Annotated in this window: 20 protein-coding genes; 15 read left to right on the top strand and 5 right to left on the bottom strand. The window is 62.5% G+C overall.

Going from position 1 to position 21024, the window contains the following annotated elements; translation table 11 throughout:
- Nucleotides 1-26: 26 nt before the first annotated feature.
- Nucleotides 27-2225, bottom strand: a complete 2199-nt coding sequence (locus IB235_RS20710) for a M10 family metallopeptidase C-terminal domain-containing protein (protein WP_192338335.1) — start codon at nt 2223-2225, stop codon at nt 27-29.
- Nucleotides 2226-2324: 99 nt separating this feature from the next.
- On the opposite strand from IB235_RS20710, the gene IB235_RS20705 reads away from it, so the two are divergent.
- Nucleotides 2325-2567: a hypothetical protein gene (locus IB235_RS20705; RefSeq protein WP_192338334.1), complete on the top strand. Its 243-nt coding sequence runs from the start codon at nt 2325-2327 to the stop codon at nt 2565-2567.
- Between the two features lie 240 nt (nt 2568-2807).
- Here IB235_RS20705 and IB235_RS20700 read toward each other — a convergent pair whose 3' ends face one another.
- Nucleotides 2808-4808, bottom strand: a complete 2001-nt coding sequence (locus tag IB235_RS20700; protein WP_192338333.1) for a TonB-dependent receptor domain-containing protein — start codon at nt 4806-4808, stop codon at nt 2808-2810.
- A 239-nt stretch (nt 4809-5047) separates the two neighbouring features.
- Here IB235_RS20700 and IB235_RS20695 point away from each other — a divergent pair, with 239 nt between their 5' ends.
- From IB235_RS20695 to IB235_RS20660, 8 genes are all read left to right on the top strand, one after another.
- The gene (locus IB235_RS20695) at nt 5048-5662 is read left to right on the top strand and encodes a ribonuclease D (RefSeq protein WP_192338332.1); all 615 of its coding nucleotides are present in this window, start codon (nt 5048-5050) and stop codon (nt 5660-5662) included.
- Between the two features lie 9 nt (nt 5663-5671).
- Complete coding sequence (locus IB235_RS20690; protein WP_192338331.1) at nt 5672-6616, top strand: SIS domain-containing protein; 945 nt, start codon at nt 5672-5674, stop codon at nt 6614-6616.
- 3 nt (nt 6617-6619) lie between these two features.
- Nucleotides 6620-7198, top strand: a complete 579-nt coding sequence (gene lptC, locus IB235_RS20685; RefSeq protein WP_192338330.1) for an LPS export ABC transporter periplasmic protein LptC — start codon at nt 6620-6622, stop codon at nt 7196-7198.
- Nucleotides 7199-7272: 74 nt separating this feature from the next.
- The gene (gene lptA, locus IB235_RS20680) at nt 7273-7755 is read left to right on the top strand and encodes a lipopolysaccharide transport periplasmic protein LptA (protein ID WP_155041905.1); all 483 of its coding nucleotides are present in this window, start codon (nt 7273-7275) and stop codon (nt 7753-7755) included.
- Nucleotides 7755-8495, top strand: coding sequence for an LPS export ABC transporter ATP-binding protein (gene lptB / locus IB235_RS20675; RefSeq protein ID WP_155041906.1), 741 nt, complete (start codon nt 7755-7757; stop codon nt 8493-8495). Before lptA ends, lptB begins: the two co-directional genes overlap by 1 nt.
- Before the next feature lie 164 nt (nt 8496-8659).
- Complete coding sequence (hpf, locus tag IB235_RS20670) at nt 8660-9235, top strand: ribosome hibernation-promoting factor, HPF/YfiA family (protein WP_155041907.1); 576 nt, start codon at nt 8660-8662, stop codon at nt 9233-9235.
- A gap of 81 nt (nt 9236-9316) precedes the next feature.
- Nucleotides 9317-9781, top strand: coding sequence for a PTS sugar transporter subunit IIA (locus IB235_RS20665; RefSeq protein WP_155041908.1), 465 nt, complete (start codon nt 9317-9319; stop codon nt 9779-9781).
- A 59-nt stretch (nt 9782-9840) separates the two neighbouring features.
- Nucleotides 9841-10032: a hypothetical protein gene (locus IB235_RS20660; protein WP_192338329.1), complete on the top strand. Its 192-nt coding sequence runs from the start codon at nt 9841-9843 to the stop codon at nt 10030-10032.
- A gap of 68 nt (nt 10033-10100) precedes the next feature.
- Here IB235_RS20660 and IB235_RS20655 read toward each other — a convergent pair whose 3' ends face one another.
- Complete coding sequence (locus IB235_RS20655) at nt 10101-10970, bottom strand: branched-chain amino acid aminotransferase (RefSeq protein WP_155041910.1); 870 nt, start codon at nt 10968-10970, stop codon at nt 10101-10103.
- Nucleotides 10971-11122: 152 nt separating this feature from the next.
- On the opposite strand from IB235_RS20655, the gene IB235_RS20650 reads away from it, so the two are divergent.
- A complete protein-coding gene (locus IB235_RS20650; protein ID WP_155041911.1) occupies nt 11123-11641 on the top strand; it encodes a MarR family winged helix-turn-helix transcriptional regulator in 519 nt (172 codons plus the stop codon).
- Nucleotides 11638-12354, top strand: a complete 717-nt coding sequence (locus IB235_RS20645; RefSeq protein ID WP_155041912.1) for a response regulator — start codon at nt 11638-11640, stop codon at nt 12352-12354. Before IB235_RS20650 ends, IB235_RS20645 begins: the two co-directional genes overlap by 4 nt.
- Before the next feature lie 143 nt (nt 12355-12497).
- Here the strand turns inward: IB235_RS20645 and secA are convergent, their stop codons facing one another.
- A complete protein-coding gene (secA, locus tag IB235_RS20640; RefSeq protein WP_192338328.1) occupies nt 12498-15203 on the bottom strand; it encodes a preprotein translocase subunit SecA in 2706 nt (901 codons plus the stop codon).
- A gap of 219 nt (nt 15204-15422) precedes the next feature.
- On the opposite strand from secA, the gene IB235_RS20635 reads away from it, so the two are divergent.
- The 4 genes from IB235_RS20635 to IB235_RS25620 all read left to right on the top strand — a co-directional run bounded on the left by IB235_RS20635 (nt 15423) and on the right by IB235_RS25620 (nt 18310).
- Nucleotides 15423-16268 (top strand): peptidylprolyl isomerase, encoded by an 846-nt coding sequence (locus IB235_RS20635; protein ID WP_192338327.1) that lies wholly within the window; start codon nt 15423-15425, stop codon nt 16266-16268.
- A gap of 3 nt (nt 16269-16271) precedes the next feature.
- Entirely contained in the window at nt 16272-17666 is a 1395-nt protein-coding gene (argJ, locus tag IB235_RS20630; protein WP_192338326.1) for a bifunctional glutamate N-acetyltransferase/amino-acid acetyltransferase ArgJ, read from the top strand.
- Complete coding sequence (gene mutT, locus IB235_RS20625) at nt 17663-18061, top strand: 8-oxo-dGTP diphosphatase MutT (RefSeq protein ID WP_192338325.1); 399 nt, start codon at nt 17663-17665, stop codon at nt 18059-18061. The genes argJ and mutT overlap by 4 nt, the downstream gene beginning before the upstream one ends.
- 117 nt (nt 18062-18178) lie before the next feature.
- Entirely contained in the window at nt 18179-18310 is a 132-nt protein-coding gene (locus IB235_RS25620; protein ID WP_255524401.1) for a hypothetical protein, read from the top strand.
- A 173-nt stretch (nt 18311-18483) separates the two neighbouring features.
- Here IB235_RS25620 and infB read toward each other — a convergent pair whose 3' ends face one another.
- The gene (infB, locus tag IB235_RS20620; RefSeq protein ID WP_155041917.1) at nt 18484-21024 is read right to left on the bottom strand and encodes a translation initiation factor IF-2; all 2541 of its coding nucleotides are present in this window, start codon (nt 21022-21024) and stop codon (nt 18484-18486) included.

Below are 21024 nucleotides of genomic sequence, written 5' to 3'. Positions count from 1 at the left end.
CCCGATTGGGGGAGGGCTTTTTCGTGTCAGACGATGATCAGGTCATCTTGCAGGCTGGCGATGCTGGCGTAATCGTCGATTGTCAGCGTCTGGCCATTGGCGAAACGGAAAACGATGTCGCCGCTGACATGGCTGGCCATGTTCAGCACCTGCGCCACGCTGCGCGCCCCGCCGCCCCACAGGGCGTCGTCGATGCGAAGCGTGTCGATATTGTTCTGGAAGTCCATGACCGTGTCCCGCCCCGAGGCAAAGACAAAGGTGTCAGCGCCGCCATTGCCGAACAGCCGGTCATTGCCAGCCCCCCCATCCAGAAGGTCATTCCCCGCCATCCCGCGCAAGGTATTGTTCAGCGCGTTGCCGGTCATCTGGTTGGCCCCGGCATTACCCGTGCCGTTCAATGCTGCACCTGCCAGCCGCAAATTCTCGAAATTCGAGGCAAGGGTGAAACTCGCGCTGGAGGTCACGGTATCCGTGCCGCCATTCAGCCCCTCGATCAACTGATCCAGACCGTCGGTCAGGTAGGTATCGTTCCCGCCGCCACCGCTCAGCGTGTCTCGACCGCCAAAACCCTGAAGGGTGTCATTGCCGCGCAACCCGTCAAGCCTGTTGTCGCCCCAAGTCCCGACGAGTCGGTTGGCCAATTCGTTTCCGGTCCCGTTCCGGGCATCGTCGAGCAGGACGAGATTCTCGAAGTTCGCGGCCAGGGTCCGGCTGGTGTCGGAGTAGATCGTGTCGACACCAGAATTCACGGCCTCGATCAACACGTCATGGTCGTCGGCGTGATAGGTATCGTTGCCGTTGCCTCCGATCATCGTGTCGCGGCCGCTGCCGCCAAAGATCGAATCGTTGCCGTCCAGACCCACAATGCGGTCATTGCCGTGATTGCCACCGATGATATTGTTCGACGCGTTGCCACGCAGGAGGTCATTCCCTGACCCTGCGCGCAGGTTCTCGATCACCGTGTTTTCGGCAATGACGATGTTTCCGGTCAGCCCATAGGCATCGGAGATACCAGAAGCGGCCAGATTGATACGCTGGTCGTTGGTATCTCTGGACAGGTTCAGTATGTCGTTGCCGCCGCTGTCGACGATGGTGAAGGTGATGTCGTCGCGCGCATTGGTGGCCAGCATATTCGAGATGCGGGCATAGTTTCCCCCCGCATTGCTGTCCTCGCCATAGATCGTGTTGCCTGCCCGCAGTGTGGCTGGCCCGTACAGCTCCCGGATCGCAGCGATATCAGCGATCATCGCCGAGGCGACAAAGGCTCGACTTGCGTCGATCGCGGTATTGTCGTCCTGGCTGAAGTACGACATGACCGTCGCCTGCCAACTGTCATTGGCATAATGACTATCGACCCCGTAAGTCGCCGATCCATTATAATTTCCGGCATGACCAAGGCCAAGTGCATGGCCGATTTCGTGAATATAGGTCTGGAAGGAATAGGTGTTGAATCCGGTGCCGGCGGCATCAAGCCATCCCGTCTCGACATTGACGATCGACGACGAAATCACATTGCCGAAGACAGTTGAGGACGACCAGGCACCGGCTTCGTTGTCGTCGAAGGTAATATGGACGCGCCTGCCGCTGTCGGGATTCACCACATTGAAGCGGATACCACTGACATCGGTCCAGGCCTGCAACGCGGCGACTGCCAGACGGCGTCCGGCCGCGTCCAGTCCTGACACATCGACATTCAATGCCTGTCCCGGATCCACGTCGAAGGCGCGCCGGCTGCGCCCGCTGCTTTCCCAATACCCGTCCGTCAATTGTTCGGCGATCTGCGCAGTGGTGAAAACCGGAGGCGGCGGCACCTCTGCCAGCTCCATCGTGTAACGACCCGTATAGCGCGAATTGAACGAATCTGCCTCGATGTAATAAGTTCCGCCTTCGGGAATCGCGATGGTCACACGGGAGTTCAGCCCATTAAAGTCATCGTTCGAGGCGACCTCGTTCCCCGCCGAATCGAGCAGGCGTAGATATGGGTCCGACAACGGGAAGCTGCCTGTTCCCTCCAGTTTGATGGTGTAAGTGCCAGCCTGCAGGTTGACGCGTACCCAGTCCGTATCGCCTGCGTGGCTCAGATTTCCGCTGAACGTATCGCCGACATTCATCGTGTGGGTGGTGTTGCGATTCCCGGCGGCGTCGCCGACCTCGGTCCTGTTGATCCGTGACGTTGAGGATAGCGGTTCGTCCAGCGCGCCCTGAATGCGGTCGGAATGGGGCATCTCAAATTCCTTCTGTCAATGAAATGATGTTGCTCAAAGAGGGGTATGGTCGAGCAAGCTGGCCGCGAATGATCGCAGCGCGCTTTCGGGAATCGAGGCGTGGTCCATTATGGAAAGCTCTGCTTCCTGACCTTCCCGCATAGGGCCGCCATCCACGACTCCAATCCGGGCACGCAGGCCGTGCTGATCAGAATCACTGGCCTTCAGGATCAGCTGGAATTCAGCATCGGGCTGATCAGTGAAGCCGCGGCGAGCGAGTTCGTCGCGCAAGGCGTCGCACAGGCGTATCGCGGCAGGACCCTGCGTTTCGCAGGACAGCCGGATCGGGCGGAGGGATTCTGACCAAGCGTGCTGGGGCAAAACCAGCAAGACACCCATGCAACTGGCAAGCAGGCGGGGCGATTTCATTCGGCATTGGCCACGCCGGGTTTTGGGATTCTGCAAGTGCATGACCGGTACCGAAACAACAACTCAACTGATGCCAAGCTATCTCGACGGCTGGCCCGGTCCACAGCTAATCGTCAAATGGTTAAAAAAGGGCCCACAAAGGGGCCCTTTCTTTGTCGTTCTGATTGGGCTTCCTCAGAAGTCCATCTTCACGCCCAGCGTGACGGTGCGGCCCGGCGCGTAGAGCGGATAGACGTTGCGCGGCGAATACTGAACGTAGCTCGAACGCTCGTAGTAGGTTTCGTCGAACAGGTTATCCACGTTCAGGTGCAGGGCGACGTTCTGGTAGTTCTCGGGACGCCATTCACCATAAAGGTTGACCACGGTGTAGGAGGAGTGATCCTCGAAGCCGGCCTCGGTCAGGTAATCGCCCGACAGATCTCCAGCCCATTCCAGCGTGCCGCCGAATTTCAGGTTATACTGCGCCAGTTCCTGATCGACATACAGCGCGGCCAGCGTGCCGACCGGGACGACCGTGCCGCCATTGGGCAGGACATCTTCGCCGTTCTGGGTCACGTCAGCCTTGGTCAGGCTGGCACCGACGCGGCCCGAACCCCAGCTGTAGTTCCCTTGCAGGGTGAAGCCCTTGCTGCGGTAGTCATCCGCATTGACCAGTTGGTTGGTCACTTCGGCATCGTATGAGGCCAGACCCTTCAGGCGCGTGTCGAAGAAGGTCAGGTTGCCGGTCCAGTTGCCCTGGTTGGCGTTCAGACCCAGCTTGACGTTGGTGGCCTCGGCGGGCTCGTAGTCGGCGGCGGTGGAAAAGGCCTCGTCACGGGCATGCAGCAGGCCGTATTCGCCGATATCATAGCCCAGCCAGGTCTGCGACGCGCCGGCAAAGACTTCATAACCTTCGGCAAACTCGTAGGACGTGGTGGCGTTCACGCTGGCACCGGTATCCGAGCGCTGTTCGCCGTTCCAGTCGGTGAAGCGCTGGTGGTCCAGACGCATGCCGGTCGATACGTCGATGCCATTGTCGAATTCGAACCGGCCCTGCACGAAGGCGCCGATCTGCATCGTCTCAAGCGTATGCACGCCCGGCGCGCGATCGCCATAATTGTCGATGCGGTAATCGTCATAGGCCCAGTCGACACCGGCCGTGATCTTGCCCTGCTCCATCGAGTAGGTGTTTTTCAACACGCCGCCGATGGTGGTCGATTCCAGATCCATGTCGCCGTTGATCGGACGCAGCGGGTCGGTCGCGTAGTTCGGCCGCCAGTATTCGTTGCGGCTGATATAGACCATCGCCTCGGGGTCCCAGGCGTCGGTCGGCGCGGTCGAGCTGTATTTCAGGCTCAGCGTATTACGCGAGACTTTCAGCGGGAAGACCTCGTCCGTGTGGTCAAGATCCATGTTCATCTTGATGACGCGGTCGGCATCGTCCTTGCTGTATTCATAGGCCAGTTCGACGCGGTGGCCTTCGAATTCATAGCCCAGCTTGGTCAGCGCGCCTTGGGTGGCGGGCTCGGTGCCCGGCATTTCCTTGCCGTCGCCGTTTTCATAATTGTCGCCATTGGCGGCATGCAGCATGACGAACCAGTCAAAGCCCTCATAAAGGCCGAAACCTGCCAGCGAGCCCGACGCGCCGCGACCGTTGGTGCCATAGGACAAGCCGACGCGGCCGCCCATGGTCTGGCCTTCGGCCAGCATGTCTTTTGCGCCAACGGTTTCATAGCGCACCGCACCGGCAGCCGCGCCAAAGCCGGAATCGGCGGCGGCAGCGCCAACCTCGACTTCGACCGACTTCAGGAAGGCGGGGTCGATCACGTTCGAGCCGGTATGGTGCCAGCTGGTGACGCCCTGCGGCACGCCGTCGACGCTGACGGCAAGGTTCGACTGTTCCATGCCAAAGACATGGATCCGCTTCGAAGGACCGGCACCGCCCGAAACGGTGATGGCCGAGTCACGGGCGAACAGTTCGGAAACGTCCGCAGGTTGCATCGCCTCGATGTCCTCGGGGGTCACGGTGACACCGCCCGTGGCCTCGACCTGTTCTTGCCCATTCGCGACGAGGGTAATCGGGGCCAGCTGGATGCCGCCTGTCTCAGGCGCTGTCGCCAGATCCTGCGCCGACAGACCTGTCGCGAGTGCGAGCGAAGACACGCCCGCCAGCAAGAAAATGCTGCGTATTTTCATATACTTACCCTGTAATCGGTTCAAAACTGCGCGGACCATAAGGAGGGCGCGCGGTGATTCACAAGTGTTTCACTCAAGAATTATGGATAATTGTTAACTGAAATAGTCGGAATTGTGATAAATCTGCCGCAGGTTGTGACCTGTCCAGGAGCCGCCTATCAACCTGCAAGGGGCTGGCATGAGAGGGGAAAATGGGGTTAAGCCTCGGCGGACCCAATCACGCACAGCCGGACAGCGCCATGAGCATCCATCTTTATCAGAATGACCTGCCCGACGGTCTGGACCTTGGACCGCTCGTCGCCATCGACACCGAGACGATGGGGCTGGACATGCGGCGCGACCGTCTGTGTCTGGTGCAGCTGTCCTCGGGCGACGGTTCGGCGCATCTGGTGCAGATCGCGCGCGGTCAGCGCAAGGCACCGAACCTGACGCGCATGCTGGCCGATCCCAAGGTGCTCAAGCTGTTTCATTTCGGCCGCTTCGACATTGCCGCGCTGGAGGCTGCCTTTGGTGTCTTCACCGCGCCGGTCTGGTGCACCAAGATCGCTTCGAGGATGATCCGCACCTTTACCGACCGGCATGGGCTGAAATACCTGCTGAGCGAAATGGTCGGCGTCGACATCTCGAAGCAGCAGCAGACCAGCGACTGGGGGGCCGAGACGCTGAGCGATGCGCAGCTGGAATATGCCGCCTCGGACGTGCTGCATCTGCACCGACTGAAGGCCGAACTGGAAAAGCGGCTTGAGCGCGAAGGCCGCATGGGTCTGGCGCAGGCCTGCTTCGACTTCCTTCCCGCCCGCGCCCATCTGGATCTGATGGGCTGGGGGGATGAAAATGACATCTTCCATCACTAGGTGAGGACCATGAACGCATATCTTGATACTGCCCGCCGGGTGGTCCGCACCGAGGCCGACGGTCTTCTCGCCTTGGCTGACAGCCTTGGCGACAGCTTCGACCGCGCGATCGGTCTGATCCTTGCTGCCAAGGGCCGGGTGATCGTCTCGGGGATGGGGAAATCCGGTCACGTCGGGCGCAAGATTGCGGCGACGCTGGCCTCGACCGGGACGCCCGCCCAATTCGTCCATCCGGGCGAGGCGAGCCATGGCGATCTGGGCATGGTCACCGAAAGCGACGTGGCGCTGGTCCTGTCCAACAGCGGCGAAACGCCGGAACTGTCGGACCTGATCGCCCATACCCGGCGCTTCAACATCCCGCTGATCGGCGTGGCCAGCCGGGCCGAGTCGACGCTGCTGCGCCAGTCCGACGTGGCGCTGGTGCTGCCCAGCGTGCCCGAGGCCTGTGGCTCGGGGATCGTGCCGACGACCTCGACCACGATGACGCTGGCTTTGGGCGATGCGATCGGCATCGCGCTGATGGAGCATCGCAAGTTCACCCCCGAGCATTTCCGCACCTTCCACCCCGGCGGCAAGCTGGGCGCGAAGCTGTCGCGGGTCGGCGACATGATGCATCTGGACATTCCGCTGGTTCCCGAGGATGCGCCCATGTCCGAGGCGCTGCTGGTCATCAGCCAGAAGGGCTTTGGCGTGACCGGCGTGACCAACGCGCAGGGTCATCTGGCCGGGATCATCACCGATGGTGACCTTCGCCGCCACATGGACGGGCTGCTGGGCCACAAGGCCAGCGAAGTGATGACCCGAAATCCGCGCAGCATCTCGACCGACAGCCTTGCAGAAGAGGCTTTGGCCCAGATGCAGGCCCGCAAGATCACCAGCCTGTTCGTCGTCAAGGACGACGCCCCGGTTGGCTTGCTGCATATCCACGACTTCCTGCGCACCGGGATGGTCTGAGCCATGCTGCGGTCGCGGATCGTCGCCTGGTTGCGGGTGCTGCTGCCGCTGACCGCGCTGGCGCTGCTTTCGGTGCTGTTCCTGCTGGGACGGCACCCCGAGCCGAATGCGACGATTCCCTATGCCGATGTCGACCCGCAGGATCTGGCCGAGCGGCAGGCGATCACCAATCCGACCTATACCGGGGTGACCACCAACGGTTCGCAACTGACGATCACCGGGACCGAGGCGGTTCCGGGCGGCTCGCAGGATGAGGGCACCGTCCAGACGATCCGCATGACGCTGCGTGCCAAGGACGGCCGCGCCGCCGAGATCAGCGCTGGCACCGGCAAGGTCGAGGGCGATCAGATCGCGCTGCAGGATGGCGTGCGCATGACCACTGCCGATGGCTGGATCGTCACCGCGCCCGAGTTTCACGCCTCGACCAGTGCCGGGACCTTGGCCGCCGATCGCGAGGTCAATGTTCGTGCGCCTTTTGGCGATCTTACCGCGGGCCAGATGGAACTGCGCCCGGTGACCCCTGACCAGCCCGATCATATTCTTGATTTGAAGGGCGGAGTCCGGTTGATATATCGACCGTGACCCCGATGAACCGCATGGCTTATGCAGCTGCCGCCCGGCCATGCCGCGCGCGCCGGCGACAGAAAGGAATCCTGATGAACCGGCTTGGCCTGCTGCCCCTTGTCCTGACCCTCGCCTTTGCTGGGGTGGCCGCCGCGCAGACCACCGGCTTTGGCAATCCGCAGGACGTGAAAGCCCCGGTCGAGGTGACCGCCGACAATCTGCAGGTCGACCAGAAGACCGGCGAGGCGGTGTTCACCGGCAAGGTGCTGATCGGGCAGGGTGCGATGCGGCTGTCGGCCGACCGCGTCAGCGTGACCTATGCCGATGGTGATCAGCAGCGGATCAAGACGCTCAGGGCCGAAGGCAATGTGACGCTGGCCAGTGGCACCGACGCCGCCGAGGCAAAGACCGCCGATTACGATGTCGAATCCGGCAATGTCGTGCTGAAGGGCAATGTGCTGCTGACCCAGGGCGCGAATGTGCTGGCGGGCGAGACGGTGACGGTGAACCTTGGCACTGGACAGGCCAGCGCCTCGGGCCGGGTGCGCAGTGTGCTGCAACCGGGGAGCAACTGATGAGCGACACCGCCTCTCAGGGCCTGCGCGTTCGCGGCTTGCGCAAATCCTATCGCAACCGGCCCGTCATCCGCGAGGTCGGGTTGACGCTGAACCGCGGCGAGGTCGTGGCGCTGCTGGGTCCGAACGGCTCGGGCAAGACCACCTGCTTCTATTGCGTCGCAGGGCTGGTCTCGCCCGATGCCGGTCAGGTGCTGATCGACGGAGAGGATGCGACACAGCTGCCGATGTATCGCCGCGCCCAGATGGGCATCGGCTATCTGCCGCAGGAGATGTCGATCTTTCGCGGGCTGACGGTCGAGCAGAACATCACCGCCGTGCTGGAGCTGGTCTGCCGTGATGCGCATCACCGCCGCGACCGGCTAGAGACGTTGCTGGGCGAATTCTCGATCGAACACCTGCGCAACGCCTCGGCCATGGCGCTGTCGGGGGGTGAGCGTCGTCGGGTCGAGATTGCCCGCTGTCTGGCGGCGAATCCCTCATACCTTCTGCTGGACGAACCCTTCGCGGGCGTCGATCCGATCGCCGTGGGCGAGATTCGCGGCTTGGTCCATGACCTGAAAAGCCGCGGCATCGGTGTGCTGATTACCGATCACAATGTCCGCGAGACGCTCGAGATCGTGGATCGCGCCTATATCCTGCATGACGGCCATGTCCTGAAATCCGGCACAACCGCCGAGATTGTCGACGATCCGCAGGTTCGCCGCGTCTATCTGGGCGAGAGCTTCCGCATGAACTGATCGGCCGTTCGGGGCCTGCGGCAATTCGCGCCCGTTGACAGAAGGGCAGGGCTGTCACCAAATGGATATCAGGAGAGGCAGAGGAACCTCTTCTGCATACCCGGGCGGCATGACCGCGAGGGCGTCGTGCGGAAACGGCCGGGCAACCGAAAGGACGGACCACCATGCGCTATCAGATCAGCGGAAAACAGATTGATGTCGGGGATGCACTCACGACTCATGTGAAGACCGAACTGGGCGGGGTCATGGAGAAATATTCCCAGCGTCCCACCGACGCGACCGTCATCTTTTCCCGTAACGCGCATGAATTCATCAGCGATGCCGTGGTGCATCTGTCGACCGGCCTGACCGTTCAGGCCAAGGGTGCCTCGACCGAGATCTACGCCGCATTCGACCAGTGCAAGGAGCGCATGGACAAGCAGCTGCGCCGCTACAAGCGCCGGCTGAAAGACCACCACAAGGACCGGGTCGAGCCGGTTGCCTTCGAACAGGCGGGCATGTATGTGCTGGCCGCCGATGAGGATGAATGGGAAACGCAGGAAGATGGCCTGCAACCCGTCATCATCGCCGAGATGGAAACGCGTGTTCCTACGCTGTCCGTCGGTGAGGCGGTGATGCAGATGGAACTGGCCGGCTCACCGCTACTGGTGTTCCGTAATGAGAAACATGGGGGCGTGAACGTGGTCCACCGTCGCGACGACGGCAACGTGGGCTGGATCGACCCTCGCAACTTGCGCTAGACTGACCGACAAAGCAGTCTGGTTGAATGAATTGTCCCGGTCACGCAATCCGTGGCCGGGGCTTGGACAATTTCGGGCACCATGCAAATCAGCGACATTCTATCACCCTCCGCCGTGCGGACGATGACCCAGAGCACCAGCAAGAAGCGGTTGTTCCAGGAAATCGCCGAGCAGGCGCGCAGCGTCTATGGCGTCGACGCGACCCAGACCCTCGACGCGCTTCAGGAACGGGAATCGCTGGGGCCGACCGGCGTCGGTCATGGCGTGGCACTGCCCCATGCCCGTCTGCATGGGCTGGACCGTGTGGTCGGTCTGTTCCTGCGGCTGGAGAAGCCGCTGGATTTCGACGCGGTGGACCGCCAGCCGGTGGATCTGATCTTTGCGCTGCTGGCACCGAAGAATTCGGGCGTCGATCACCTCAAGGCTCTGGCGCTGGTGTCGCGCACGCTGCGTGACCAGGACCTGCGCGCCAAATTGCGCGCCAATGACGATGCGGTGGCGCTGCATGCGATCCTTTCCGCCGCTCCGGGGATCAAAGCTGCCTGAGGGGTGAAATCCCCGCCGATCCATGCTAGGCTCTCGCCACCAAATGGGGGAGTTTGGCCATGACCAAGCATATTGCCGACAAGTCGCAGGAAACCGGCCCCGGCCGCCTGCGCAACTTCACCCGACAGGAACGCGAGGCCGGGCTGCACCCGTCGATCGCCATCCTGCATGAGCGGCCAAGAAACGCTGCCGAGGCCAAGGGTCGCCGTCTGGCGGAATTCACGCGGATCGATCGCGGCCACCGCGTCTGAGGCATTACCTGAAATGAAACCGGCCGCAGCATATCGCTGCGGCCAGTTCTTTTTGTCTGAAGGTCGGCTTACGCGCGGACCAGCTTTTCGTAATCCGCGGCGATATCGCGGGTGGTTTGGCCGACCTGGAAATGCCAGTCGCCGATCTGGCCGACCGGGGTGACCTCGGCGGCGGTGCCGGTCAGGAAGCATTCCTGGAAGCCGTCCAGCTCCTCGGGCTTGATGCGGCGCTCATGCACCACGACGCCCTTGTCCTTGAGCATCTGCACGATGGTCTGGCGGGTGATGCCGTTCAGGAAACGGTCGGCCAGCGGGGTGTGAACCTCACCATCCTTGACGAAGAACACGTTCGCGCCGGTCGCCTCGGCGACATAGCCCTCCCAGTCCATGAACAGCGCGTCCGAGCAGCCTTTGGCTTCGGCCGCGTGCTTGGACATGGTGCAGATCATGTAAAGACCGGCGGCCTTGGCGGCGGTCGGAATGGTTTCCGGGCTGGGACGCTTCCATTTCGCGATGTCGAGCTTTGCGCCCTGCCATTTCGCGTCGCCGTAATAGTTGCCCCATTCCCAGGCGGCGACGGCCATGCGCACCGGATTGCGCGCAGCCGAGACGCCCATATCCTCGCCCGAGCCGCGCCACATCACCGCGCGCACATAGGCGTCGGTAAAGCCATTGGCCTTCAGGACCGCTTCCTTGGCCGCGTCGATTTCCTCGGCGGTGTAGGGAGAGGTCATGTCCAGAAGACGGGCCGACTCGATCAGCCGGAGCGAATGTTCGTGCCCTTTGAAAATCTTGCCGCTATAGCAGCGCTCGCCCTCGAATACCGAGCTTGCGTAATGCAGGCCATGGGTCAGGATGTGGACATTGGCGTCGCGCCAATCCACAAGCTTGCCATCCATCCAGATTTTGCCGTCACGATCGTCGTAAGCGCCTGCCATTTTGTCCTCCGGCCGGTCAGTTTTTTCGGATTGTTGCGTCAGCTAATCAGTTTCCGCATATAAAGTTGCGCAACACAGGGCTTCAGCTATCCATTGGTGATTGGAAAGTCAACAAGTCTGACGTAATAAGAGCCATGCAATACGGGGGAACCATGCAGAACAAAGTCGGCATCGCGCCCGTTTCGGGTGAAAATCTGCTGTTCCTGACCGACGATCAGCTGCGTCGCGGGATTGAGGCAATGTTCTTTGCCTATCGCGCCTTCACGGCCGATCCGGACCTGATCCTTGCCGACATGGATTACGGTCGTGCCCATCACCGGGCGCTGCACTTCATCCATCGCGATCCGGGGCTGACGGTCACGGCGCTTCTTGACGTGCTGGGCGTGACCAAGCAATCGCTGAACCGCGTGCTGCGCACCCTGATCGAGGACGGTCTGGTCGAAAGCCGCGTCGGTCATCGCGACCGCCGCGAAAGGCAGCTGTTCCTGACCGAAAAGGGCGCGGCGCTTGAGCGGCGCCTGTCCGAGACCCAGCGCGCACGCATGCGCAGCGCCTATCGTGCTGCCGGGCCACAAGCGGTCGCGGGTTTCAGACAGGTGCTTGAGGCGATGATGGACCGTGATACGCTGCGGCAGTTCAAAGCCCTGAAAGATCTGCCCGACCCGTCATGACCCAAACGGACCAGCCCTTGGCCCATATCCTTGTCGTCGATGACGATGAGCGCATCCGCAGCCTGCTCCGTCGCTTTCTCATGCGCAGCGGCTTTTTGGTCACGACCGCGCGGGATGCGGCCCATGCCCGGCGACTGCTGGCCGGGCTGGATTTCGATCTGATCGTGCTGGACGTGATGATGCCGGGTGAGGACGGCGTGTCGCTGACCCGCCATCTGCGCCAAAGCCGCACCGTTCCGATCCTGCTTCTGACTGCGAAAAGTGAAACCGAGGATCGGATCTCTGGCCTCGAAAGCGGGGCAGATGACTATCTGGCGAAACCGTTCGAGCCGCGCGAACTGCTGCTGCGCATCGCCGCCATTCTGCGCCGCATCCCTGCCTCTGAGTCGAAAGGACCGAAATTCCTGTCGATCGGGCAGTTGCGCTATGACGCCGACAAGGGCGAGTTGTGGCAGGGCGAATTGCCGCTGCGCCTGACCGGAACGGAACACGCGCTGCTCAGGCGCTTGGCGGACACGCCGCGGCAGCCTGTCAGCCGGGCCGAGCTGATCGAGGATCTGGGCCGCAGCCCCGGCGAGGACAGCGGCGAGAACTCGGAACGCGCCATCGATGTCCAGATCACCCGCCTGCGCCGCAAGATCGAGCCCGACCCGAAAGAGCCGCGCTATCTGCAGACGGTTCGCGGAACGGGTTACATGCTGGTTCCTGACTGATCAGACTTGCGACGGTCGAGACGTCATTATTGTGAAACGGTGAATAGCTGAGCACGGCGCCCGGTCTTTCACCGTTTCTCAAATACCCATGCCAAGCGTGCCGCGGTCGAAGCGCATGAAAAAGGGGCCCGAAGGCCCCCAACTCATGCCAGTGCGCCGTGGCAGTGCTTGAACTTGTTCCCCGAGCCGCAGGGGCAGGGATCATTGCGCGAGGGGTTGCCCCAGGTGGTGGGGTCGGTCTCGTCGAAGCCAGCGACGCGGCCCGAGACCTCACCACCCTCGGCCTCTTCATGCTCGGGATGCATCTGCGCCTGCGAGGCTGCCAGCTGCTGCTGATAGTCGCGCATCATCTCTTCGCGTTCGGCATCGGTCAGCGGACGGATGCGGGCAAGCTGCTGGGTCACGTCATAGCGCAGCCCGTCCAGCATCGAATCGAACAGCTGGAAGCCTTCGGTCTTGTATTCCGACAGCGGGTCGCGCTGCGCATAGCTGCGGAAACCCACGACCGAGCGCAGATGCTCAAGCGTCACCAGATGCTCGCGCCATTTGGCGTCGATCTGCTGCAGCAGGACCTGCTTCTCGATCTGGCGCATGTTTTCCGGGCCGAACTGCTCGGCCTTTTGCGACATGTAGGCATCGACCGATTGCTGGATGCGCTCGCGCATCGTGTCGTGGTCCACCCCGTCCTCGGCCGCCCATTCCTTGACCGGAAGGTCCATGTTCAGGCGGTCGATGATGGCCTCCTTGAGGCCCTCGGTGTTCCACTGCTCGGCATAGGAGCGCGGCGGCATGAATTCGTCGACCAGATCATCCACGACTTGGTTGCGCATGTCTGCCGCGACCTCGCCGACCTCGTCGGTATGCATGATTTCCAGACGCTGGCTGAAGATCGCCTTGCGCTGGTCGTTCATCACATCGTCGAATTTCAGCAGCTGCTTGCGGATGTCGAAGTTGCGGCCTTCAACCTTGGCCTGGGCGCGTTCCAGCGACTTGTTGACCCAAGGGTGAACGATCGCCTCGCCATCTTTCATCCCCAACGTCGACAGGACCTTGTCCAGACGCTCGGAGCCGAAGATGCGCATCAGGTCGTCTTCCAGCGACAGGAAGAACAGCGAGCGGCCGGGGTCGCCCTGACGGCCCGAGCGGCCGCGCAGCTGGTTGTCGATGCGGCGCGATTCGTGGCGCTCGGTGGCCAGAACGAAGAGCCCGCCGGCGTCCAGCACTTCCTGCTTGGCGGTGGCGTGCTCTGCCTCGATGCGGGCGCGCAGTTCATCGGGATGGGCTTCGGGATCGGAGGCCAGCGCCTCCATCACCTTCATCTCGACATTGCCGCCCAGCTGGATGTCGGTGCCGCGACCGGCCATGTTGGTGGCGATGGTCACCGCGCCCAGCTTGCCGGCATCGGCAACGATCTGGGCTTCCAGCTCGTGCTGGCGTGCGTTCAGGACGTTATGCGGGATGCCGGCCTGATCCAGCATCTGCGAGAGCATTTCCGACTTCTCGATCGAGGTCGTGCCGACCAGCATCGGCTGGCCCTTGGCATGGGCTTCCTTGATCGCTTCCAGCACGGCGGCGTATTTCTCCGTCGCGGTGCGGTAGACGCGGTCATGCTCGTCGATCCGCTGGATCGGACGGTTGGTCGGAACTTCGACCACGCCCAGCTTGTAGATCTCGGCGAATTCCTCGGCCTCGGTCGCGGCGGTACCGGTCATGCCGCCCAGCTTCGCGTAAAGGCGGAAGTAGTTCTGGAAGGTGACCGAGGCCAGCGTCACGTTTTCCGGCTGGATCTGGACGTTTTCCTTGGCCTCGATGGCCTGATGCAGACCGTCGGACAGGCGGCGGCCCTTCATCATCCGGCCGGTGAATTCGTCGATCAGCACGATCTCATCGTCGCGGACGATGTAATGCTGGTCGCGCATGAACAGCTTATGCGCGCGCATCGCCTGGTTGGCGTGGTGGACGATGGTGGTCGATTCCGGGTCGTAAAGCGTCTGGTCCTGCGGCAGCACACCTGCGGCCTGCAGGCGTTTTTCCAGATACTCGTTGCCTTCCTCGGTGAAGGTGGCGTTGCGGGTCTTTTCGTCCAGCTTGTAATGCTCGGGCGTGAGTTCCGGCATGAAGGCGTCCAGCGTGCGGTACAGCTCGCTGCGGTCCTGCGAGGGACCCGAGATGATCAGCGGCGTGCGCGCCTCATCGATCAGGATCGAATCGACCTCGTCGACAATGGCGTAGAAATGGCCGCGCTGGACCATCTGGTCGATCGAGCCCTTCATGTTGTCGCGCAGGTAGTCGAAGCCCAGCTCGTTGTTCGTCGCATAGGTCACGTCGGCCTGATAGGCCTGCCGCTTTTCCTCATCGGGCTGGAACGGATAGACGACGCCCGTGGTCAGACCCAGCTGGGCAAAGACCTTGCTCATCCATTCGGCGTCGCGCTTGGCCAGATAGTCGTTGACCGTGACGACATGGACGCCCTTGCCCGCCAGCGCGTTCAGGTAGGCGGGGAAGGTCGCGACCAGGGTCTTGCCCTCGCCGGTTTTCATTTCCGCGATATTGCCCTGATGCAGGAAGATCCCGCCCATCAGCTGCGTATCGAAGGCGCGCAGGCCAAGCGCACGGCGCGCCCCTTCGCGGCAGTTGGCGAAGGCTTCGGGCAGAAGCTTGTCCAGATCCTCGCCGCCCTGCGCACGGCCTTGCAGCTCGCGCGTCTTGGCGATCAGGTCCGCGTCCGACATGGCGCGGAATTTGTCTTCCAGCGCATTGACCTGCGCGACCAGCGGACGCACAGATTTTACCTTGCGGTCGTTGGGAGTTCCAAAGACCAGTTTCGCCAAGTTTCCGATGCCGAGCATGTGAGCCTTCAAAATCGCGTATCTGTGGAAGCGCGGGACGTTCCGCCCACTTGCCGCCACCGTTCGCCATGCCCTATCACATGGGCCGGAAAAACGGCGACGGGCGCGCATTTTCGGTTGGGCCGGATGTATGCGTCAGATGCCTTACTGTCAACGCTCACGCCGGTTCACCCCTGCGTGGACGTGCCCGAAATGAACCAGTCCCGGAAAGGGGAAACGATGCTGAAAACGCTTCTTGCCGCTACTGCCCTCACCGCTGTCTCGCTTGGCGCGCTGCCCGCGCTTGCGCAGGACGCGGATACGGTGGTCGCGACTGTCAATGGCGAGACGATCACGCTGGGCCAGCTGATCGCCATGCGGCAGGGACTGGATGCCGAGCAGACCCAGGGTCTGCCCGATGCGGCCCTGTGGGATCTGATGCTTGACCAGATGATCCGCCAGACCGCCGTGGCGCAGGTCGCCTCGAAGGATCTGAGCAAGCGCGATGCAATCGGCCTCGAGATCGAGCGCCGCGCCTATCTGGCTGGATCGGCACTGGAAAAGGTCGCCGCCGCCGAGCCGACCGAAGCTGAACTGAAAGCCGCCTATGACCAGATCTTTGGCGGCGAGACCGAGCCCAAGATCGAATACAATGCCGCCCATATCCTTGTGAAAACCAAGGAAGAAGCCGAGGCGATCGAGAAGCAGCTGAAAGAGGGCGGCGATTTCGGCGCCATTGCTGCCGAGAAGTCGACGGATCCGGGTTCGGGGCCGAACAAGGGCGATCTGGGCTGGTTCCAGCCCGAGCAGATGGTCCAGCCCTTTGCCGATGTTGTGAAGACGCTGAAGAAGGATGAAATCTCGGCCCCGGTCGAGACCCAGTTCGGCTGGCATGTGATCAAGCTGATCGATCAGCGCGAAGTGACCCCGCCGAAGCTGGAAGAGGTCAAGGACCAACTGGTCATCCAGATTCGCCGCGACAAGGTTCAGGCCGAGATCGAGAAGCGCGTGGCCGAGTCCAAGGTCGAAAAGACCGAAGGACTCAGCCCCGAACTGCTGAAAAAGACCGAGCTTCTGGGAGAGTGAGCCATGGCGAAAGCCGAAAAGAAGGCCAAGATCGACGACGCCGACAAGGTCAAGAAGCTCAAGAAAAAGCTCAAAAAGCTCAAGGCGGTCGTGCAGGGTGCCGAAGGCAAGGTTGAGGCGGGCGTCGCCGCCGTGGTCGCCGCGGTCACGAAAAAAGACAAGCTTGTGTCGCCTTTGGCACCGGCGGCCTTCCCCGAACTGCCGATCATCGCGGGCGTCGAATTCGGCGCCGGGGCTGCCGGGGTCAAGTATCGCGGCCGCACCGACGTCACGCTGGTGCGTCTGGCACCGGGAACCGCGATCGCCGGGGCTTTCACCAAGTCCTCGACCCGCGCGGCCAGCGTGCTGGACTGTCAGGCCAAACTGGCGCTGAAGCAGGACGTGCTGTCAGGTGCTGCGATCATCGTGAACTCGGGCAATGCCAATGCCTTTACCGGCAAGAATGGCCAAGAGGCGGTGGACAAGGTCACGGGCGGGGTCGCGCAGACCCTGTCCATCCCGCGCGAACGCGTGTTCTCGTCCTCGACCGGCGTGATCGGCGAGCCGCTGCCGGCGGAGCGTATCACCGCCGTCATCGGTGAACTCACGGGCAACCTGTCCGAGGGCGGTGCTGCCGATGCCGCACGCGCCATCATGACCACCGACACCTTCCCGAAGGGCGCCACCGCCAGCTTCGAGGCCGAGGGCGGCAAGATCAACATCGTCGGTATCGCCAAGGGTTCGGGGATGATCGCGCCGGATATGGCGACGATGCTGGTTTATATCTTCACCGACGCCAAGATCGCGCCGGATCTGCTGCAAAAGATGCTGTCCAAGCAGTTGGATGGCAGCTTCAACGCGATCACGGTGGACAGCGACACCTCGACCTCGGACGCGCTGATCCTGGCTGCTACGGGCAAGTCCGCGGCCGCTCCGATCACCGACATGCGCTCGGCCGCGGCCAAGGCCTTCGTCAAGGCGCTGGGGCAGGTGATGCTGGATCTGGCGCATCAGGTGGTCAAGGACGGCGAGGGCGCGACGAAATTCGTCGAGGTCAAGGTGACGGGCGCGGCCACTGCCGCCGACGCGCATCGCGTGGCCATGGCCATCGCCAACTCGCCGCTGGTCAAGACCGCCATCGCCGGTGAGGACGCGAACTGGGGCCGGGTCGTCATGGCCGTCGGCAAGTCCGGCGCACAGGCGGATCGCGACAAGTTGACCATCCGCTTCGGCGACATGGTGCTGGCCGAGAACGGCTGGCGCGCGCCCTCCTATGACGAGGCCAAGGCCAGCGCCTATATGAAGCGCGACAATCTGGTCATCGGCGTCGATCTGGGGCTGGGACGGGCCAAGCGCACGGTCTGGACCTGCGACCTGACCCATGGCTACATCGACATCAACGCCGATTACCGCTCATGAAGATCGTGCTTGTCGCGGCCGTCGCCCTGATCGACAGGGACGGCCGCGTCCTTCTGGCGCAGCGCCCCGAGGGGAAATCCCTCGCGGGCCTGTGGGAATTCCCCGGCGGCAAGGTCGAGCCGGGGGAAACCCCCGAGGGTGCGTTGATCCGCGAATTGCACGAGGAGCTGGGAATCGAGACCTGGAGCTCGTGCCTTGCGCCGCTGACATTCGCCAGTCACCGCTACGAATCCTTCCACTTGTTGATGCCGCTTTACGCATGTCGCAAGTGGGATGGCATTCCGGTTCCATGCGAAGGCCAGAATCTGGCCTGGGTTAACGCAACGGAATTGTCCAATTACCCTATGCCACCCGCGGATATCCCCTTGATTCCGATCCTCAGGGATTGGATATGAGGCTGCCCGGTAACGGAGTCGTGCAAAATTTACATTCTGCCGCTCTGTTACACAAAATTAGTTAACTCTTAACGAATTTGTGGCACAAATGAAATCCTGCGAGGGAGGAGACTGGACATGATTCGCACGATTACGATCGGTAGCTGCATTTCGGTCCAAGGCGTCTTTGAACGTCAAGTGTCGAACGGAAACATCATTGTACGCGTCGGCACCAAGACTTTCGAAGGCAAGCCGGTGGTCATGGCGTGAAACACGCTTAAGAACAGCAGTGCTCATAAGAAGATAACGGGGCTGCCCAGAAGGGCTGCCCCGTTCTTTTTTGTCCATTTACCTGCACCGGACGGGGGCCGTCCTGCCGGACTGGAAATGAAAAAGGGCGGGTGCCGAAGCGCCCGCCCTTTTCGATCAGTTCTCCGCAGGGATCACAGCTTGCGCTGCACTTCCTCGCGCTCGAAGATCTCGATGATATCGCCCTTGCGGATATCGTCGTAATTCTCGAAGGCCATGCCGCATTCCTGACCGGACTGGACTTCCTTGACCTCGTCCTTGAAGCGCTTGAGCGTCTTCAGCGTGCCCTCGTGGACCACGACGTTGTCGCGCAGCAGGCGGACGCCAGCCGAACGACGGGCCACACCCTCGGTGACAAGGCAGCCGGCGACATTGCCGACGCCCGTGACGCGGAAGGTTTCGCGGATCTCGGCATAGCCGATGAAATGCTCGCGCACTTCGGCCGAAAGCAGACCCGAGGCCGCCGCTTTGATGTCATCCATGAGGTCATAGATGATCGAGTAGTAGCGGATCTCGACACCCTTCTGGTTCGCGGCATTCCGCGCCGGAGCGTTCGCCCGGACGTTGAAGCCGATAACCGGAGCGCGGCTGGCTTCGGCCAGACCCACATCCGACTCGGTGATGGCACCGACGCCGTAATGCAGGACGCGAACACGAACCTCGTCGTTGCCGACTTTTTCCAGCGCCTGGACGATGGCTTCGGCAGAGCCCTGCACGTCGGCCTTGATGACGACCGGCAGCTCGGCGACGTTCTTGTCGGCCTTGGCCTTGGCGAGCATCTGGTCCAGCGTGATCGCGGCACCTGCAGCAGCGCGTTTGTCCTTGGCAGCCGAGATACGGTAATCCGCAATCTCACGGGCCTGCGCTTCGGTCGAAACGACGTTCAGCACGTCACCGGCTTCCGGCGTCCCGTCCAGACCCAGCACTTCAACCGGAACCGACGGACCGGCTTCGTCGACGCGCTCGCCCTGATCGTTGATCAGCGCACGGACCTTGCCCCATTGCTGACCGACGACAAAGATGTCGCCGCGCTTCAGGGTGCCGTTCTGCACCAGAACCGTCGCGACCGGGCCACGACCCACATCCAGCTTGGCCTCGATCACGGCACCCGAGGCGGCGCGTTCGGGGTTGGCTTTCAGCTCAAGCAGTTCAGCTTGCAGCGCGATGGCTTCCAGCAGGTTGTCCATGCCTTTGCCGGTCTTGGCGGAAACTTCGACGTCCTGCACTTCGCCCGACATCGCCTCGACGACGACTTCGTGCTGCAGCAGGTCCGTGCGGACTTTCTGCGGGTCGGCACCGTGCTTGTCGACCTTGTTGATCGCCACGATCATCGGCACCTTGGCGGCCTTGGCGTGGTTGATCGCCTCGATGGTCTGCGGCATGACCGCGTCATCGGCAGCGACGACCAGCACGACAATATCCGTCACCTGCGCGCCACGGGCCCGCATCGAGGTGAAGGCGGCGTGGCCGGGCGTGTCGAGGAAGGTCAGCAGCGCGCCGGATTCGGTTTTCACCTGATAGGCGCCGATATGCTGCGTGATGCCCCCGGCTTCGCCGGAAACGACGTTGGCCTTGCGGATCGCGTCCAGAAGCGAGGTCTTGCCGTGGTCGACGTGGCCCATGATCGTGATGACCGGCGGGCGCGACTGCAGATCCTCGGACTTGTCCTCGACCTGATCGATGACCTGTTCGACATCGGCGTCCGAGACGCGGACGGCGCGGTGGCCGAATTCGTCGATCACCAGTTCGGCAGTATCAGCATCAACCGCCTGGTTGGCGGTGACCATCATGCCCATGCGCATCAGCGACTTGATGACATCGGGCGTACGCTCGGCCATCCGGTTCGCCAACTCGGACACCAGAATGGTTTCCGGCAGCTGCACTTCGCGGAACTGCTTTTCGGCGCGCTGGTGGCCGCCCATGGCTTTCTGCCGGGCTTTTTCCTGCTTGCGCTTCATCGCGGCCAGCGAACGCTGACGTCCGCCTTCGCCGTCCAGAGCCTGCGTCACCGACAGCTTGCCGGTGCGGCGGCTGTCGTCGCGGGCCTTGTTGCGGCTGTCGCGGTCATCGGTGCTGCGCTCGCGGTCGGTCTTGCGCGGAGCCGGGGCGCTGACGCCCTTGGTCTCGGCGCGCGACGCGGCGGCTTCTGCGGCGGCACGATCAGCCGGCGAGGCCGGACGGGCCTCGGGGGCCTTCGGCTTCGACACTTCGGCCTTTTTCTGGGCGCGCAGCTCGGCCTCGCGGGCGCGGCGCTCGTCCTCTTCGGCCTTCAGGCGCAGGGCTTCCTCGCGTTCGCGATCCTCGCGCTCCTTGGCTTCCATCTCAAGGCGGCGACGCTCGCGCTCTTCCTCGCGGGCCTTTTCCTCGGCCTCGCGCTGTGCGGCTTCCTCGACCTCGCGGGCCTTGGCGGCGCGCAGCGCGGCAAGGCGGCGCTCCATCTCGGCATCCGAGATCCCGGCGGGACGCTTGGAAGGATCGCCGCCGATGGCGGAGCCAGAACCCGAGCGCGAACCGCCCGCTGCCGCACCGGGTTTGCCCGGCACGACGACGCGCTTGCGTTTGACCTCGACCGCGACATTATGGGTCCGACCGTGGCTGAAGCTCTGCTTCACCTGGCCCGAACGGCCAGAGCCGCCACCAAGACCCAGGGGTTTCTTTCCGTCAGTATCGCTCAT

It is taken from the genome of Paracoccus sp. PAR01 (assembly GCF_014851995.1).
GTDB lineage: Bacteria > Pseudomonadota > Alphaproteobacteria > Rhodobacterales > Rhodobacteraceae > Paracoccus > Paracoccus litorisediminis.
This window is presented reverse-complemented; position numbering and strand designations above follow the sequence as displayed.

Excerpts from the sequence above, each read along its gene's own strand:
- lptA (WP_155041905.1), top strand. The coding sequence starts at position 7,273 with ATGAACCGGCTTGGCCTGCTGCCCCTTGTCCTGACCCTCGCCTTTGCT.
- IB235_RS20655 (WP_155041910.1), bottom strand. The coding sequence starts at position 10,970 with ATGGCAGGCGCTTACGACGATCGTGACGGCAAAATCTGGATGGATGGC.
- argJ (WP_192338326.1), top strand. The coding sequence starts at position 16,272 with ATGGCGAAAGCCGAAAAGAAGGCCAAGATCGACGACGCCGACAAGGTC.
- IB235_RS20690 (WP_192338331.1), top strand. The coding sequence starts at position 5,672 with ATGAACGCATATCTTGATACTGCCCGCCGGGTGGTCCGCACCGAGGCC.
- IB235_RS20700 (WP_192338333.1), bottom strand. The coding sequence starts at position 4,808 with ATGAAAATACGCAGCATTTTCTTGCTGGCGGGCGTGTCTTCGCTCGCA.
- IB235_RS20660 (WP_192338329.1), top strand. The coding sequence starts at position 9,841 with ATGACCAAGCATATTGCCGACAAGTCGCAGGAAACCGGCCCCGGCCGC.
- lptC (WP_192338330.1), top strand. The coding sequence starts at position 6,620 with ATGCTGCGGTCGCGGATCGTCGCCTGGTTGCGGGTGCTGCTGCCGCTG.
- infB (WP_155041917.1), bottom strand. The coding sequence starts at position 21,024 with ATGAGCGATACTGACGGAAAGAAACCCCTGGGTCTTGGTGGCGGCTCT.
- IB235_RS20710 (WP_192338335.1), bottom strand. The coding sequence starts at position 2,225 with ATGCCCCATTCCGACCGCATTCAGGGCGCGCTGGACGAACCGCTATCC.
- IB235_RS20645 (WP_155041912.1), top strand. The coding sequence starts at position 11,638 with ATGACCCAAACGGACCAGCCCTTGGCCCATATCCTTGTCGTCGATGAC.
- secA (WP_192338328.1), bottom strand. The coding sequence starts at position 15,203 with ATGCTCGGCATCGGAAACTTGGCGAAACTGGTCTTTGGAACTCCCAAC.
- IB235_RS20650 (WP_155041911.1), top strand. The coding sequence starts at position 11,123 with ATGCAGAACAAAGTCGGCATCGCGCCCGTTTCGGGTGAAAATCTGCTG.
- lptB (WP_155041906.1), top strand. The coding sequence starts at position 7,755 with ATGAGCGACACCGCCTCTCAGGGCCTGCGCGTTCGCGGCTTGCGCAAA.
- IB235_RS20695 (WP_192338332.1), top strand. The coding sequence starts at position 5,048 with ATGAGCATCCATCTTTATCAGAATGACCTGCCCGACGGTCTGGACCTT.
- IB235_RS25620 (WP_255524401.1), top strand. The coding sequence starts at position 18,179 with ATGATTCGCACGATTACGATCGGTAGCTGCATTTCGGTCCAAGGCGTC.
- hpf (WP_155041907.1), top strand. The coding sequence starts at position 8,660 with ATGCGCTATCAGATCAGCGGAAAACAGATTGATGTCGGGGATGCACTC.
- IB235_RS20635 (WP_192338327.1), top strand. The coding sequence starts at position 15,423 with ATGCTGAAAACGCTTCTTGCCGCTACTGCCCTCACCGCTGTCTCGCTT.
- mutT (WP_192338325.1), top strand. The coding sequence starts at position 17,663 with ATGAAGATCGTGCTTGTCGCGGCCGTCGCCCTGATCGACAGGGACGGC.
- IB235_RS20665 (WP_155041908.1), top strand. The coding sequence starts at position 9,317 with ATGCAAATCAGCGACATTCTATCACCCTCCGCCGTGCGGACGATGACC.